Annotated in this window: 19 protein-coding genes; 7 read left to right on the top strand and 12 right to left on the bottom strand. The window is 38.3% G+C overall.

Annotated features, from left to right (window positions below):
* Window positions 1–87: 87 nt before the first annotated feature.
* Both DBO93_RS15350 and rpsU read right to left on the bottom strand, forming a co-directional pair.
* Window positions 88–534, bottom strand: coding sequence for a GatB/YqeY domain-containing protein (locus tag DBO93_RS15350; RefSeq protein ID WP_108457126.1), 447 nt, complete (start codon window positions 532–534; stop codon window positions 88–90).
* 53 nt (window positions 535–587) lie between these two features.
* Window positions 588–803 (bottom strand): 30S ribosomal protein S21, encoded by a 216-nt coding sequence (rpsU, locus tag DBO93_RS15345; RefSeq protein ID WP_011045067.1) that lies wholly within the window; start codon window positions 801–803, stop codon window positions 588–590.
* Window positions 804–1,142: 339 nt separating this feature from the next.
* Here rpsU and tsaD point away from each other — a divergent pair, with 339 nt between their 5' ends.
* Window positions 1,143–2,192, top strand: a complete 1,050-nt coding sequence (gene tsaD, locus DBO93_RS15340; RefSeq protein WP_108457125.1) for a tRNA (adenosine(37)-N6)-threonylcarbamoyltransferase complex transferase subunit TsaD — start codon at window positions 1,143–1,145, stop codon at window positions 2,190–2,192.
* Window positions 2,193–2,206: 14 nt separating this feature from the next.
* On the opposite strand, the gene plsY is transcribed toward tsaD, so the two are convergent.
* Window positions 2,207–2,803 carry a glycerol-3-phosphate 1-O-acyltransferase PlsY gene (gene plsY / locus DBO93_RS15335; protein ID WP_275403670.1) on the bottom strand — a complete coding sequence of 199 codons (597 nt, stop codon included), beginning with the start codon at window positions 2,801–2,803 and terminating at the stop codon, window positions 2,207–2,209.
* Between the two features lie 188 nt (window positions 2,804–2,991).
* Here plsY and folB point away from each other — a divergent pair, with 188 nt between their 5' ends.
* The 4 genes from folB (at window position 2,992) to DBO93_RS15315 (ending at window position 6,018) form a co-directional block, all read left to right on the top strand.
* Window positions 2,992–3,363 carry a dihydroneopterin aldolase gene (gene folB, locus DBO93_RS15330; protein WP_108457123.1) on the top strand — a complete coding sequence of 124 codons (372 nt, stop codon included), beginning with the start codon at window positions 2,992–2,994 and terminating at the stop codon, window positions 3,361–3,363.
* Complete coding sequence (folK, locus tag DBO93_RS15325) at window positions 3,363–3,869, top strand: 2-amino-4-hydroxy-6-hydroxymethyldihydropteridine diphosphokinase (RefSeq protein WP_108457122.1); 507 nt, start codon at window positions 3,363–3,365, stop codon at window positions 3,867–3,869. Before folB ends, folK begins: the two co-directional genes overlap by 1 nt.
* A 5-nt stretch (window positions 3,870–3,874) precedes the next feature.
* Window positions 3,875–4,672 (top strand): undecaprenyl-diphosphate phosphatase, encoded by a 798-nt coding sequence (locus DBO93_RS15320; RefSeq protein ID WP_108457121.1) that lies wholly within the window; start codon window positions 3,875–3,877, stop codon window positions 4,670–4,672.
* 191 nt (window positions 4,673–4,863) lie between these two features.
* Window positions 4,864–6,018, top strand: coding sequence for an acyl-CoA dehydrogenase family protein (locus DBO93_RS15315; protein ID WP_108457120.1), 1,155 nt, complete (start codon window positions 4,864–4,866; stop codon window positions 6,016–6,018).
* 163 nt (window positions 6,019–6,181) lie between these two features.
* Here DBO93_RS15315 and DBO93_RS15310 read toward each other — a convergent pair whose 3' ends face one another.
* The gene (locus tag DBO93_RS15310) at window positions 6,182–7,342 is read right to left on the bottom strand and encodes an HDOD domain-containing protein (protein ID WP_108457119.1); all 1,161 of its coding nucleotides are present in this window, start codon (window positions 7,340–7,342) and stop codon (window positions 6,182–6,184) included.
* A gap of 312 nt (window positions 7,343–7,654) precedes the next feature.
* Between DBO93_RS15310 and DBO93_RS15305 the strand changes: the two genes are divergently transcribed.
* Window positions 7,655–8,500, top strand: coding sequence for a tetratricopeptide repeat protein (locus tag DBO93_RS15305; protein WP_108457118.1), 846 nt, complete (start codon window positions 7,655–7,657; stop codon window positions 8,498–8,500).
* Window positions 8,501–8,635: 135 nt separating this feature from the next.
* Here DBO93_RS15305 and msrA read toward each other — a convergent pair whose 3' ends face one another.
* Together msrA and DBO93_RS15295 are read right to left on the bottom strand one after the other, a co-directional pair.
* Complete coding sequence (gene msrA / locus DBO93_RS15300; RefSeq protein ID WP_108457117.1) at window positions 8,636–9,196, bottom strand: peptide-methionine (S)-S-oxide reductase MsrA; 561 nt, start codon at window positions 9,194–9,196, stop codon at window positions 8,636–8,638.
* A gap of 447 nt (window positions 9,197–9,643) precedes the next feature.
* Window positions 9,644–10,765: a DUF3083 family protein gene (locus tag DBO93_RS15295; protein WP_108457116.1), complete on the bottom strand. Its 1,122-nt coding sequence runs from the start codon at window positions 10,763–10,765 to the stop codon at window positions 9,644–9,646.
* A gap of 156 nt (window positions 10,766–10,921) precedes the next feature.
* Here DBO93_RS15295 and DBO93_RS15290 point away from each other — a divergent pair, with 156 nt between their 5' ends.
* Window positions 10,922–11,143 carry a DUF3820 family protein gene (locus tag DBO93_RS15290; protein WP_108457115.1) on the top strand — a complete coding sequence of 74 codons (222 nt, stop codon included), beginning with the start codon at window positions 10,922–10,924 and terminating at the stop codon, window positions 11,141–11,143.
* Window positions 11,144–11,187: 44 nt separating this feature from the next.
* On the opposite strand, the gene DBO93_RS15285 is transcribed toward DBO93_RS15290, so the two are convergent.
* The 6 genes from DBO93_RS15285 to DBO93_RS15260 are packed head-to-tail and all read right to left on the bottom strand — an operon-like array spanning window position 11,188 to window position 15,783.
* A complete protein-coding gene (locus DBO93_RS15285; protein WP_108457114.1) occupies window positions 11,188–11,940 on the bottom strand; it encodes a HesA/MoeB/ThiF family protein in 753 nt (250 codons plus the stop codon).
* On the bottom strand, window positions 11,933–13,138 hold the full coding sequence (gene modC / locus DBO93_RS15280) for a molybdenum ABC transporter ATP-binding protein (protein ID WP_108457113.1): 1,206 nt from the start codon (window positions 13,136–13,138) through the stop codon (window positions 11,933–11,935). Before modC ends, DBO93_RS15285 begins: the two co-directional genes overlap by 8 nt.
* Window positions 13,135–13,842, bottom strand: coding sequence for a molybdate ABC transporter permease subunit (modB, locus tag DBO93_RS15275; protein ID WP_108457112.1), 708 nt, complete (start codon window positions 13,840–13,842; stop codon window positions 13,135–13,137). Before modB ends, modC begins: the two co-directional genes overlap by 4 nt.
* Window position 13,843: 1 nt before the next feature.
* Window positions 13,844–14,665, bottom strand: a complete 822-nt coding sequence (modA, locus tag DBO93_RS15270; protein ID WP_108457111.1) for a molybdate ABC transporter substrate-binding protein — start codon at window positions 14,663–14,665, stop codon at window positions 13,844–13,846.
* 22 nt (window positions 14,666–14,687) lie between these two features.
* Window positions 14,688–15,218: a molybdenum cofactor biosynthesis protein B gene (moaB, locus tag DBO93_RS15265; RefSeq protein ID WP_108457110.1), complete on the bottom strand. Its 531-nt coding sequence runs from the start codon at window positions 15,216–15,218 to the stop codon at window positions 14,688–14,690.
* The gene (locus tag DBO93_RS15260) at window positions 15,211–15,783 is read right to left on the bottom strand and encodes an NTP transferase domain-containing protein (RefSeq protein ID WP_239059013.1); all 573 of its coding nucleotides are present in this window, start codon (window positions 15,781–15,783) and stop codon (window positions 15,211–15,213) included. Before DBO93_RS15260 ends, moaB begins: the two co-directional genes overlap by 8 nt.
* Window positions 15,784–15,824: the final 41 nt, after the last annotated feature.

The raw sequence follows: 15,824 nt of genomic DNA, 5'->3' as shown, positions 1-15,824 counted from the left end.
TGTATGCTAGTTAAAATAAAACCGCGAGGCCAAAGCTGTCGCGGTTTATATTCAGAATGAACAGTGAAGTTCAAAATGGAAGATTAACTAACTGTTTAAAACTTTTCGAATTTGACCGCTAACAGCGCCCATATCCGCTTTGCCTTGCATTTGCGGTTTTAACACCGCCATTACTTTACCCATATCAGCCATTGAGGCTGCACCGGTATCGGCAATCGCTTTTGTAATCAGTTGGTTAATTTCATCTGCAGATAATGGTTGAGGTAGAAAATCTTCTAATGCGACGATTTCAGCAGCTTCTTTAGCTGCTAATTCTTCGCGACCACCTTCAGTAAACATTTTGATAGACTCTTTGCGTTGTTTAACCATTTTAGTTAACAAAACAATGATATTGTCGTCGGTTGCTTCTGTATTGTGATCGATTTCTGCCTGCTTTATTGCAGATAGTGCCATACGAATTACGCCAAGACGAAGTTTGTCTTTGGCACGCATGGCATTTTTCATTTCATCTTTAAGTTGGCTAAGTAGACTCATAGTTAGTATACGCTTAAGTTAACTCAGTTGGCTTAGGATTTACTAAGGTATTCTTAGTACATGCGAACGCGACGAGCGTTCTCACGAGAAACTTTTTTAGCTGCACGTTTTACTGCTGCTGCTTTTTTACGCTTACGTTCCCAAGTTGGCTTTTCGTAAGATTCGCGACGGCGAACTTCTGAAAGGATACCTGCTTTTTCACATGAACGTTTGAAACGACGTAGTGCAACGTCAAATGGTTCGTTTTCTCTTACTTTAATTACTGGCATGTACTGTTTTACCTTAGTTAGAATCTATATTAAATCGGTGTCTGATTTCAGCCACATGGCCTCATCTTCACCCACTCTATTAAAAATTGGTGACGTATTCTAATGCGAAGCATGTGGTAATGTAAAGTAGTAATAAATTTTTCACCTATAAATGCTCCTATTGTTGACTTTATATAACTCGTTTTAGGCGATATTCATTATTAAGGTATCTTTTATACGCTATAAATTGAAAGTTGCTAAGTGCATAGGTAAAATCAGCGGCTATATAACGACTGGTTTTTTAATTAACTTTCAGTCGGCTTCTAATGTTGATGAAACAATTCTAGGTAAAGTAAAACTATGCGAATTTTAGGGATTGAAACCTCTTGTGATGAAACCGGTATTGCAATTTATGATGACGGTGAAGGTAACTTACCTGAGGGTATAGTTGCGCATAGGCTTTATAGTCAAATTGCGGTTCATGCAGATTATGGTGGAGTAGTGCCAGAATTAGCATCACGCGATCACGTTCGCAAAACTATTCCATTAATAAAACAAGTATTGGCAGACGCTAATTTAACGCCAGCTGATTTAGATGGTGTTGCTTATACAGCAGGGCCAGGTTTAGTGGGGGCTTTATTAGTTGGCTGTTCAATAGGTCGCAGTTTGGCTTATGGTTGGGATTTACCTGCTGTTCCTGTTCATCATATGGAAGGGCATTTATTAGCGCCGATGTTGGAAGAAAATGTTCCTGAGTTTCCCTTTGTCGCCTTATTAGTGTCGGGCGGTCACACCATGTTAGTGCGTGTTGACGGTATTGGTCATTATGAGTTACTGGGTGAATCTGTGGATGACGCAGCAGGCGAAGCTTTTGATAAAACAGCTAAATTGCTTGGGCTGGATTATCCAGGAGGCCCTGTATTAGCTAAAATGGCAGAAAGTGGACGCAAAGGTCGTTATAAATTTCCACGACCAATGACTGATAGGCCTGGATTAGATTTTAGCTTCAGCGGATTAAAAACTTCAGCAGCAAATACTATTCGCAAAGAAGAAAAAGAACCGTTAACACCTGAGCAAAAAGCGCAAACCCAAGCTGATATTGCTTATGCCTTTCAAGAAGCTGTAGTTGATACGTTAGCCATTAAGTGTAAACGAGCATTAAAACAATGTGATTTAAATCGCTTAGTTATTGCTGGTGGTGTCAGTGCAAATAGCGCTTTAAGAGAAAAGTTGTCAGAGATAACGAAAAAGTTAGGGGGAGAAGTTTTTTACCCTAGACCAGAGTTTTGTACTGATAATGGTGCGATGATCGCTTACGCAGGTTTACAACGTTTAAAATCGGGTGTTGATACTGACTTAACGTTTAAAGCAACTCCGCGTTGGCCGCTCGATACGTTAAAGCCAATTTAATCGGACTGACAATATTATTTTTTAGTAAAAGATATTTTTGATTCTGAACCCTGTATAAGTCTGATTATATTTTCTTTATGTCGAAATATAATCAGCGCAGATAACATTAAAACAGGAAAGACATAAATAGGTTTTAATAACCAAGTGTATAAGGGTGCCATTGATACGGTCACAATGGCAGCTAAGCTTGAATAACGCGTGGTTTTAGCGACAATTAGCCATGTTAATATAAGCAAGCCACCTAAATCCAAACCAATAGGTAACAACACACCAAAGGCAGTCGCCACCGCTTTACCACCTTCGAAATTAAAAAATATCGGATACATGTGCCCTAAGCAAGCGGCAACAGCAATGATTCCCAAATATACAGGATCTAAGCCTAGAAAGTAGCCGCCCCATACCGGTAAAGTTCCTTTTAGTATGTCAAAAATTAGCACAGAGGCCGCGACATACTTATTGCTAATACGTAAAACGTTAGTAGCGCCAGGGTTTTTGGAACCGGAAGTTCGAGGGTCGGGTAAGCTCAAAAGTTTACAAAGTAAAATGGCACTCGAAATTGAACCTACTAGGTAGGCCATAACAACCATTAAAAATGTAACAAGTAAACTAATGATATTCAGTTCCTTTCAAAGTAAGCGGTAAAAATAGCCAACTCTTTTTATCTTTTTGTCATTGTAGCGTGTTGTTTACTAGTTTTTCTAGACCTGCACAGGTAAACTCGCCATTTATTTTGTAAAGTAAGTTATGGCGATTGTTTGTACTATCTCATGAAACGCCATTAGATAAATAAGGTTTGAGTGTGGATAAAGTCTATATTGAAGGGTTAACCTTTCAAACAACCATTGGTTTTTACGCATGGGAAAAAGAAATTAAACAAACACTTGTTATAGATTTAGCGATGGGTTGGAATACGGCTGAAGCTGCAAAAAATGACGAATTATCTAAAACACTTGATTATGCCGCAATCTCTGAAGCAATAGTCGAGTTCGCGAACGCTAATCCGGTTGATTTAATTGAAACGCTTGCCGAACGAATTGCTGAGTTTCTTATCGCTAATTATCAAATTCCTTGGTTACGATTAAAATTAATGAAACCAAATGCCGTGCATAATGCCACTACAGTAGGTGTTGAGATAGAGCGTGTTTCACAGAAACTTGATCAAATAATGTAATGGCTGAAATTTATATTTCACTTGGCAGTAACATTAACCGCCAACATCATATAGAACAAGGGCTTAATGCTCTAAGCGATACTTTTGGTGTACTTACACTGTCTTCTTTATTTGAAAGTGAAGCTGTTGGTTTTGCCGGAAAAGCATTTTACAATATGGTCGTTGGTGTTGAAACACAGTACAGCTTAGATGAGGTTGCCGCGATATTACGCAAAATAGAGTTTGCTAATGGCCGAAGCCAAGACGCTAAAAAATTTAGTCCGCGTACGTTAGATTTAGACTTATTACTTTATGATAATGTTATTGCTAATGCGCCTGCACAAATACCTCGTGAAGAAATCAATAAAAATGCCTTCGTATTATGGCCACTGGCCGAAATCGCAGGGCAGCTAGTTCACCCTATTATTGGGCAGTCTTATCGTGAGTTATGGCAACAATACGATAAAAGTCTTCAACAGTTAAAAGTAGTGCCTTTAGTTTGGGCCGAAAAAAATAAGGGAATATAAGTTTTATGAGTACAGTAGAAGTTTTTATTTTAGCGTTAATCCAAGGTTTAACAGAGTTTCTCCCTATTTCTAGTTCGGCACACTTAATTTTACCGTCAGCTGTTTTAGGCTGGAAAGATCAAGGCTTAGCATTTGATGTTGCCGTACATGTTGGTACTTTATTAGCGGTAGTGCTTTATTTTCGAAAAGAAGTTGGCAGCATGGCTGTTGCTTGGTTTGGTACGTTGAAAGGCGAACGAGATAATTTTGATGGCAAGTTAGCTTGGTGGATTATATTTGCCACTATTCCAGCAGGCTTGTTTGGGTTATTGGGTAAAGACTTCATTGAAGAACACCTGCGCAGTGCTCTTGTGATTGCGGCTACTACATTATTGTTTGGTTTTTTACTTGGTTTTGCAGACTTTAAAGCTAAACAAAATAAAACCATTGAAAATTTAGGTTTTAAAGGCGCTATGCTTATTGGTTTGGCTCAAGCAATCGCTTTAATTCCAGGTACATCTCGCTCGGGTATCACTATGACTATCGGCTTAATGTTAGGCTTAAGCCGTGAAAATGCTGCGCGCTTTTCTTTTCTATTATCAATTCCTGCGATTGCCATGGCAGGTAGCTATTTAACTCTAAAGCTAATTCTAGAAGCTGGTAGTGTTGATTGGGCAGCTATGGGGTTAGGGAGTGCTTTAGCATTTGTGAGTGCATACGCGTGTATTCATTATTTCCTTATCATGGTAAATAAAATAGGCATGATGCCATTTGTAATCTATCGCTTAGTTTTGGGTGCTGGTCTGCTTTGGTTTGTACTGTAAACGTTGTTACAATATGATAAATAAAAAACGCGCTTTGGCGCGTTTTTGCTATAAATCTATAAAGTAGTGCATTAGAACGAATCTAAACTTTGTAGCTATAGCAAACGTATTATTACATTAGTCTTATTAATATTAACGCTAGCTTTAAAAAGTAGAGTCTAATATTAAACTAATAACAAGTGAGAATTTTGATGGATTTGTCTTTAACTGAAGAACAAATAATGATTCAAGATATGGCAAGAAAGTTTGCCGATAGTGAATTAGCACCTGTAGCAGCAAAGCTTGATGAAACAACGGATCAAGCATTGTTTTTGAAAAACTTAGCTAAACTTAATGAGTTAGGTTTTATGGGGCTAAATATCAAAGCTGAATATGGTGGTGTTGAAGCAGGTACCGTCGCTTTTAGCTTAGCCATTACTGAAATAGCACGTGCTTGTGCCTCAACCGCGGTAACAACATCGGTAACCAATATGGTGGCAGAAGTTATTCAAGCGGTAGGTAATGAAGAACAGAAAAATAAATATTTGCCAAAAATTTGTAGCGGTGAATATCGCGCCGGTGGTTTTTGTTTAACTGAAGCTACGGCAGGATCAGACCCTGCGGGCATGAAAACACAAGCGGTTAAAGATGGCGATGACTATATTATTAATGGCAGTAAGCTTTATATAACCAGTGGTTCGTTTGCTGATGTTTTTGTTGTTTGGGCGGTTACCGATCCTGCCGCTAAAAAAGGTAAAGGTATTTCGTGCTTTATCGTTGAAGCGAGCACCGACGGTATCACCATTGGTAAAGCAGAAGAAAAAATGGGACAAAAAGCATCACCGACCAATGAAGTGCACTTTAATAATTGTCGTGTGCCTGCATCGGCCATGATGGGCGCAGAAAATAAAGGTTTTGGCGTCGCGGTTGGAGAGCTTGCAGGTGGTCGAATTGGTATTGGTTCATTAGCATTAGGTGTGGGACTTGCCGCGCTCGATTATGCAAAAGCGTATATTGTTGATCGTAAGCAATTTGGCCAATCACTTTCAAACTTTCAAGGGTTACAGTGGAAGTTAGCAGAGCGTTATACCGAAATGGAAGCTGCGCGATTATTACTGATGCAAGCGGCATATACTAAAGACCAAGGTCAGCCTTTTGGTATGGCAGCGTCAATGGCGAAATTATTTGCCACAGAAAATGCCAATAAAGCCTGTTACGATGCTTTACAGTTAATGGGTGGTGCAGGTTATGTAAAAGAATACCCACTTGAACGGATGGCGCGTGATGTGCGTGTAACTTCGATATATGAAGGTACCAGTGAAATTCAGAAAGTGATTATAGCTCGCGAATTATTGCAAAACGTTTAAATTATTGTCGCTGCTGAATAAAAGTTAAACGCTCTGAACCTACCTACTAACGCTTGAAAACTAAGCGTGGGAAAGAGCGTTAGCTAAAAACTGAATATAAAAATAAATACCAATCTAGATATAAAACTAATATACAAAACTAAGTGTGTAAAAATTATAAGAGCTAAGCGCCGATTTGAGCAATGAGTCGCTTCGCTTTATTTACAAAGCTTGGATCTTGAAATAATTGGCTAATTTTTTCTAGACCTAGCTGTTCTATATTTGTTTGTACATACATGAAATCTACGCTGCTTAATGCATCGATACCATTGCTTTCACCCTGAAAAATATCTCTAATCCCTCCAAACGCAATTAAATCACCTAGTCGACAAGATAAGTAACAAAGCAAAGTGTTTTGAGCTTCTTCAAGCGGCATAACACTGATGAGTTTGTCATTCACTAAAGGGATTAGGCTGTTACCAATTCCTTCAACAATTGACTTGGGCAGTTGCCATTGCTCTGCTAGAGCCTTACCTATCACCGATGAGTTTACATCTAATGATATCTGCTCATTTTGTACTCTTTCAAACAATGACGTTTGACTCAAATAAGAACTGGCTATTGATGGCTTGTAAGAGAGCATTGTCATATCGCCCAAGCTCATTAGTAGACATAAGGTAGATAATTCAGCGGCATTTTCTTTGTCTAAATGTTTAGCAAGTAAAAATACTAAAGAACTTGCGAGATAACTTGATACCCATATTTTCTTATAAGCAGCCGCTTGCGCTTCGTCTTTGAATGACAAGCTTTGTTGTAAAATAAATTGTATAGCGATATTTCTTACTGCGGTTGCGCCCATAAATACAATGGCATGATGAATACTTTCAATGGGTTGTTGCAAAGAAAAAAGTGACGAGTTAACCGTGTTAAGTATTTTGGCTGTCATTTCGGCATCTGATTTGATCAGAGTGATTAACTCTTTAGCTTCAAGTTCGCTTTTGGTCAAACTTAACAATAAGGGGTTTGGCTGACGGCAGCATTGACTCATCTCATTAATTTTTTGTTGCTGCTTACGATTAAGAATATCAAAAGGCAGTAATGTAAAATTCAAAAAGTCATTTGAATTATTCGCTAAGTTATTTATCCCACTATTTGCCTCTGGAATAAGGCGAACTGGCACCTGAATGGGAGATGATATGCTACGTATGTTAGCTGCTGGTGATTGACTACGTTTAGCGACAATATTTTGAGTTCGGCTAATTCTTCTATTACCTTTCCCTCGTTTTAAATACCATAAAAGAGAGGTAATGATGACGATAACGATAACAAATATTTCTAATGACATTTAACGACTTATCTAATAATAAAATTCCTATAAATTATGAGCTTATTAAGCATTAAGGTCAAATGTAATAGGCTTCACTTGTTTGACTCTGTGCTAACCTCGGTAACATTATTAGCTGAGCTGTTTAAATTGGCTTAAGAGCAAGTGTAGAGGCGTGCGTTTAAAATTTATATCCTTGAACTTTTAACCATTCAGCTGTCACGCGCACTGATTTATAGCCAGTGCTTATAAGAAATATTTAGCACATTTGCTTGTATCTTTAGGGTTTGACCCCACTTAAAAATATATGTCTTTATTATTGGAACTGCATTCATGGCAAATTCTATTGCGATTACCTTAGAAAATTTTCAGCAAGTTATTCTCGAAGAATCAAAAACTAAACTTGTACTGGTTGATTTTTGGGCTCAGCAAATACCAGAAAGTGTTGAATTGCGAGATAAATTAGCTATAGCATTAACCAATGTTGGCGATACTATTTTGTATGCAACGGTTGATTGTGAAACTCAAGGGCAAATTGCTCAACAGTTTGGTATTCAAGGTTTACCCACCGCTATTTTAGTACAAGACGGTCAACCGCTTGATGGGTTGACTGGACCACAAACTGACGAAAGTATCAGTGAATTTTTAGCGAAATATTTACCAAAAGAGCAAGACACTTTATTAACACAAGCAAATGAATTAGTAGCAGAAAATAAAATTGCAGAGGCATTGCCTGTTATTAGCCAAGCTTACCAACTCGACAATGAACGCGCTGATATTAAGTTAGTATTAGCCAATGTTTATATTCAAACGGGTAAAGTCGAAGAAGCTGAAGTGTTGCTCAATAGCATAAAAATGATTGATCAAAATAGCGATTATAAATCGTTAGTGGCGAAGTTGGAGCTTGCGAATCAAGCGGCAGACTCTCCTGAAATTCAAGCACTTGAGCAACAATTACAAAACGATCCAGATAATATTGAATTACAACAAAAACTAGCGGCGCAATACAGCCAAGTTAATCGTAATGATGAAGCGTTATCGATACTGTTTTTATTAGTACAAAAAGATGGCGCAGATATGACCAGTAAGGATTTATTGTTAGATGTGCTGAAATCATTACCAGATGGTGATGCCCTAGCAACAAAATACAGACGTAAGCTATATACCTTAATGTATTAACACTCGGATGTTCATTCGAGTTAGGTAAATAAAGTTAATCATGCTCAAAAAAAACGCATAACAATTTATTGTTATGCGTTTTTTTATTCATCATGTTTGCTCAGCAGTGGTTCGCAATTTGTAAAGTCGTTGTTATTAACTCGCTTGTGCTAATAAGTTTTCATCTTTTAAAAGATAAGAGAACTCATGTAAAAATTTTTGTATCTTTTTCGCAACCACTAACTGGCAGTATTTGTTTTCAGGGTTGTTAGTAAAATAGTCTTGATGATAACTTTCTGCACTATAAAAATTATTGGCGGCTTTTACCGTCGTAACTATGGGTTGATCAAAGGCTTTTTCATCAGTTAACTCAGCGATTCGAGCTAATGCGATTTCTTGCTGGACTTGGTTGTGGAATAAAATTGTTGAGCGATATTGACTACCAATGTCATCACCTTGGCGATTGATCGTTGTAGGATTATGTATGGCAAAAAATACCGTTAAAATTTGCTCTACACTCAATAACTCGGGAGAAAATGCAATTTGCACAACTTCTGCGTGATTAGTTGTACCGCTGCAAACCTGCTCATAGCTTGGGTTGATAATGTCGCCATCGGCATAACCACTTGTGACTGAAGTAACGCCTTTTATGCGAGCAAAAATATTTTCAATACACCAAAAACAGCCTGCGCCTAATGTTATTGTTTCGATGCTCATTTATCTAATCCTCGGAAAACTTTCTGGGTGAAACAAATTATTTTCGTTAATACACGAGACGTTTAGACGTCTATGTATTTAACTTTTGTAAAAGATATCACTCAGACGTTTAGATGTCTATATGTTTTATTCGTTAATTTTAAATACTAGCCGCTAAAAAATAGGATAATTGATAAATTACTTAATAAAGTATTTAAGTGAGAGATATTCATAAAAAAATAAGGAGTAATAAGCTTTATGATTAGCATATTAACTCACAAAGTTTCGTTGCGTGTTTTAAGAGGGAATGTGAAAATACTCGGGCAATTTAATGCCTTCGTCACTGATTAAAAAAAGTCTAATTAAAAAGTAAGTCTGGTTTAAAAAACGAGTCAAAGTAAAGTGCTGTTGAAGTTAGCCTAGTGCTTTTTAATAAACAACAGGCTCATTACATACACCACAAAGGGGCTAATCTGAGGTTAAGTTAAAAGCAACATGTTGATGAAAGCGTAAGGTTAATTCGTCTTTTTCAGTGGGAAGCTCTAATTCTGTAGCTAATAGGCGCATGGCTTGCTCTATTTGATTAACAAATTTCGCATAGTTTTGCTCTTCACCATTCTCAGAATGGGCAACAAAGACAAACTGTACATTATCAACCAATTCAGCTGCTTGCCATCGGCTAACTATACCACAAGGACTTTGGTTTGGGTTGTAGCCTAACATTTGTAATTCTCCAACTTTGGATACTAAATCATGCAAACTGTGTCGCACAATAGGGACTAATCCGTTCGCAATCAGGGCGCCATTATTTAAGTTAAAACGTTTTGCGACTAAAGAAAAAGTATCGGTTAAGTAAGTGTATATTGGGTTGTAGGGATCTTTGGCTGTGGGATCAATATCTACCAATTGAGAAATTCTATGATCGAGTGTTAAGTCGATAATGGCATAAGTGATAGACGCTGTATTTTCAGCTAGAGCAACATTTTCACTTGCATACCTTTGGCCGATAGGCCTGAATTTATGTGCCGTACTTGTATTGCAGCCTTTGTTTTTAGCAAAAATGTCATAGGTTAAGTGTTGGTGGTCGCGCATACGTATTTCTTTGAGCGGGAGTTTTATTTGCTGAGCAAATTTTTTCAGTAAAGCTTTTACGCGTTGATGAAAAGCGGCAGCACCAAGCCTGATATCTGTTCCTGACGCTAAAAATACTAAGGTTATTTTTTTTGTTCTAATATTGGCATCAAAGAAGGAGTTTTGTAATACATGCTGATTTGGATCGTAATAGAAGATGATTTGCTGCTTTGTTTGCCATTGATGCATTTCTTGGCTATAACGCACTCTGACCAATTTATTGTTGGCGACCAGTATGCTGTTTTTAATCTCGCTTTCGTTACTTAGGGTAAATAATATTTTCGCTAGCGTTTGATAACAGTCATAATAATTGCTGCTGCCATCTTTAGCTATTTGTATGGGTAACTCTGCAAGCAGTTGATCTGTTAAAGCAAATTCAGCCAAGATATACTGATTGTCGCGCGAACTTGCCGGTATATAAGCTTTTGCTGCAGCGTTACGTTTCCTAACTATTGACATCACAATTCCTTGTCTCAATTTTAGGTACCACATTGATACCGATTCATTAAATATGAGCTGGATTATAAGCCGCAGATGTGACATTTTTATGTCAATGAATCAGCGAAACTGAAATAGTAAATAACATTTGGAGGCTCGGTTGAGCAGACGAAATATATGTCGATAGAGGATAAAGCAGAGCTAGTTGCTGCAATAAATCAGATCATGCCATTCGGAAAGTACAGCGGCCGAAAGTTGCTACAATTACCTGAGCCATACCTGGTTTGGTTTCATGCTAAGGGGTTACCTGAAGGAAAGCTTGGCGAACAGTTGGCACTTATTTATGAAGTAAAACTTAATGGCTTAGAAGATATGTTAAGGCCCTTATTGCGAAGCTAAGTGATTAAATTACAGTAACTTTAAATACAAAAAAATTCGTGGTATTAATTTTTTGTTGAGCAAACAGGGCATTTTTTCTGTTTTGTTAAGGTAAATTGTTGCCATGAATTATTCAAACCATCGAAAATATTTAATTGATTGGTTGCGACCATATGGCCGGTTAAAAACTTAATGGCTTGCAAGGCTTGCATACCGCCGATAATGGCGAGAATTGGTCCTAATATCCCTAAAGTTTGACAATTATTATCAGGTGCTTTTTTGTCGGCTGGAAATAAGCATTGATAACAAGCACTGTCGGGTATGTTTGGATTTACAAACATATGTTGTCCGTCAAAACCGGTTGCTGCGCCAACAATTAACGGCTTTTTATGTTCAATACATTTTTGATTGATTAAATAACGCGTAGTGATGTTATCAGTACAATCAAGCACTAAGTCGACAAGTGGGAAATAGTAGTCGGCTAACTCAGCATCGAGCATTTCATCGAGCACTTCAATGTTGTTACTGCTATTGAGTTGTTGTAGTTTTTCGGCGGCATTGTCGGCTTTATTTTTGCCAATGTCGTTTTCATTAAACAGTATTTGTCGGTGTAAGTTACTCATGTCAATACTGTCACCATCAGCCAGATAAATATTACCAATGCCTGCAGCGTTTAAATAAACACTTACTGGGTTACCCAAACCGCCAACACCAATAATTAAAACACTGGCATTTTTTAGGGCTTGCTGACCTTGCTCGCCAATACCTTTTAACATAGTTTGACGACTAAAACGTAATTGTTCGTTTGCACTAAGCATGGGGAATTGGCCCTGTATAATGATAACTATGTACAGCATTGGCTTTAAACTGAATGTATACCGCCATTTTTTCCGATAGCGCCATTCGAGTTGCTGACCATAAACTAATTTGCGCATAAAAGGCTTGTTCAGCACATTCTAATGTAATTAACGCATTGGTTTTATTGTGTTGAATAGCGGTAATTGTTGCAGGTAAATGATTAACAATTGAACTGTGCTCAGGCGCTGTTAGGCAGATACTAATATCTCTTGCATAGATGATACAGCGCAGTTGCTGGCCTATTAAGCTTTGCTCATTTTTTTGCTCGATACTTTGCTCGATACTTTGCTCGATACTTTGCGCAAGTAGCGGTAAATATATGCTGTGTTTATCGTTCTGTGTTGCGGGTAGTAAAAGGCGAGTTAGGCCGTAATCAGGCAAATGCTCAGCAATAGCTAACGACAAGCTTGTTTTAGGACTAGATTCACCGCGGCTATTTAAGTCGTGGATTGCTTGATGAATAGGGGCTACTTGGCTAATTTTTCCTGCTGACACTACGACTAATTGCTCGGCAATACTCTGTAATTCACTCAAACTGTGACTGACATATAGCATGGGTAATTGAAGTTGTTGTTGAATGTTTTTTAAAAAAGTCAGCATTTGCGATTTAGTCGTTTTATCTAAGGCACTAAACGGTTCGTCTAATAATAGTAATTTAGGCTCTGCTAATAAAGCTCGAGCAATTGACACTCTTTGTTTTTCACCGCCAGAAAGTTGCGTAACACTGTGGTGTTGTAATTGTGTTAACTGGGTTAATGTCAAAACTTCTTCAATGGTTAATTTACGGTTTTTAAGTCGCTTAGCGCCATAAGCTAAGTTCTCATAAACGTTTAAATGTGGAAATAAACGACTGTCTTGAAATACTAAGCCGATGTGTCTTTTTTCTGCTTTAATAAAACAATGTTCGTCACTATTTTGTAACGTCATATTATTTAACGAAACGTGGCCTTTTGCTTGTTTTTCAAGACCAGCAATTACCCGTAATAAAGTCGATTTTCCAGAGCCTGAATCACCATAGATACCGGTAATATTATCGATACTAATCTTTTGCTTAATCACTGTTTCAAAACTGTTAAATGCCAAAGAAAAGTCTACTGTTAGGGTAGAAGTGCTGATCTTATGTTGAGGCGTTCGCTCAGGCGTTAGTATCTTACTCATGACTTAACGACTCGTTGTTTACTGTTCAAGCTTTTACTTAGGTTATTCCCCAGTAAATAAACTAAAGATAACAGTATCAATGAAGCAACTAATAACCCTGAAGAAAGTATATGGGCATTGGTGTAATTAAATGCTTCTACATGGTCAAATAATGCGATGGATAATACCCTTGTTTCGCCTGGAATATTACCGCCAATCATCAATACAACGCCAAATTCGCCTACCGTATGCGCAAAGCCTAAAACGGTTGCGGTAATAAAACTGGCCTTAGTAAGTGGAAAAACAATACTAAAAAATCTGTCTATTGGCCCAGCGCCTAACATAGCGGCAGCTTCAAGGTGATGATCGCCTAATTGTTCAAAAGCTTTTTGTAATGGCTGTACAACAAATGGCAAGGAATATAGCACCGAGCCGATAACAATCGCACTAAAACTGAAAGCAAGTTGGCTGCCCGTAGCGCTTTGCCATAACTCTCCAGGTAATGATGTAGGAGAAAACGCCAACAGTAAATAAAACCCTAATACAGTTGGTGGCAATACTAGCGGCAGAGCAACAACGGCTTCAAAAAATACTTTAAATCGACTTTGCCATTTTGCCAAATACCATGCGAGTGGCGTACCTAAAAGCAGTAGTATAACGGTAGTAACAGCCGCCATTTTTAAGGTGGTGACAAGGGCGAGAATATCAGCTGAAATATCCGTCATGTTATTGCGTGACCTTATTCATTTTGCTTGATGATTCAAGGGCTAAATAACCCAATTTTTGTAATGTTTGTTGACTACTTGCTTGAAGAATAAAAGCACTTATTTGTGTTGCAAGTTCAACTTGAGGACTAGATTTAATAATCACTAATTGCTGAGCAATAGGTTGGTAATAACTCGCAGGAATAATAATACCTTTGTGATCATTCATCACTAATTGGCTATTGGCTACTATACCTAAAGGCACCGCTTGACTGCGAACCTGTTGAAAAGTTTGATTGATGTTAATACCGGTAATTAAGTTACGGCTAACTTTCGACCACAAAGACAAATGCGTGAGCGCTTGTTGTGCTGCCATGCCATAAGGTGCGGTGTCAGGGTTGGCGATAGCTAACTTACCTGAATAGTGCATTAGTTCACTTAAATCACTTATAGGTTGGGTTGCCGACCATAAAGCAATTTGCCCAAAAGCATAAGTTTTTCGGCTATTTGCTACGATCAAATGTGATTGTTCAAGCAGCTCTGGGCGCGTGGTATCGGCAGATAAAAACAAATCAAAAGGAGCGCCGTGCTTTATTTGCAAATATAGCGTGCCAGTCGCCGCGCTGATAATTTGTAAATCAATCTGCTCTCTATGGGGTAAGTCAGCTAAGAGTATTTCAAGTGCTGGCGCAAAATTAGCAGCAACAGCAATACGAAAAGGCCGAGCTTGCTCTTGTGTTGTTACAGCGAATGTTTGCTGGGCACACAAAGTAAAACAAGCCACCAATAGCAGGCGAGTTTTTATTAAAAGCTTAAACGAAAATCTAGATATGAGCTCGGACATGTGTACTTTCTATAAAAATGCGTTACGTAAACTTTAAATGCGGAACAAAGTTACATGGGCGATGACTGGCGTCTAATTGCTCAACTATTAATTTATCCCAAGCTGTTTTACAGGCATTTGTTGACCCCGGTACAGACAATATAACGGTACTATTTGCCATGCCGCCAAAGGCACGAGATTGCACGGTTGAGGTGCCAATTTCGTCAAGCGATATTGCTCTAAATACTTCACCAAAGCCTTCAATGTTTTTATCAAATAAAGGCAGCAGTGCTTCAGGTGTATTGTCTCGTGCAGTAAAACCTGTGCCGCCTGTGGTTAATATCACTTGTATATCGTCACGGGCAATCCATTGAGAAACAATTGAGCGTAATTGGTATACATCGTCTTTTGAAATTTCTTTCGCTGCTAACTTATGACCTGCACCTTGTAAGCGCTCAACCAATGCTTGGCCTGAGGTGTCGTTGTGTTCTTCTCGGGTATCTGAAACGGTTAACACTGCAATATTTAATGGCACGAAACCATCGCCACAATGGATAGGGGAATTACTAGACATGAGATTTCCTTTGTAAAGATAAAAGTTGCTTTGCCTGTTGCCATTGCTCAGGCGTATTGGTGTTGAATAAACATTGGCTATTTTTAGGCGTTATTTCCCTATGCGGAATTTGCGTGAGTAAACTTCGAACTGAAGGCCCAGATAAATTACGTTTATTATTAGCTGATTTTGATACTACTTGCGACTTACCTTGAGAGTACGTTCGAGACAGTGATTGTTGAAAAAACTGTTCAACAAAAGCATTTACTGGCAAGTATAAGGGCAAGTAATTATCAGTAAAGTAACAAGCGCGTTGGCTTAATTCGCCCGCTTGCTTCAATGCTAAAAGTTCATTTGAGGTCATTAACGGTAAATCAACCGGTAAAATTAACAGTGCTTGAGGTTTAAATTGTTCAATAATACTTTGAATGCCACCTAGAGGTCCCATATCAGCTAGAAGATCGTCAACGCCGTGTTCACCGCCACTAACAACGACCTGCGAACTACCAGCAGCGTTAAGCAGCGATTTACTATAACTGAGCATGTCTTGATTATCGCGCAGCAAACCGGCTTTATTTTGCCCCATGCGGGAAGACTTCCCCCCGCTAAAACGACTCCTAAGCATGA

The organism is Colwellia sp. Arc7-D, assembly GCF_003061515.1.
Taxonomy (GTDB): domain Bacteria; phylum Pseudomonadota; class Gammaproteobacteria; order Enterobacterales; family Alteromonadaceae; genus Cognaticolwellia.
The sequence above is the reverse complement of the archived record's forward strand: the minus strand, read 5'-3'. Positions and strand labels throughout refer to the sequence as shown.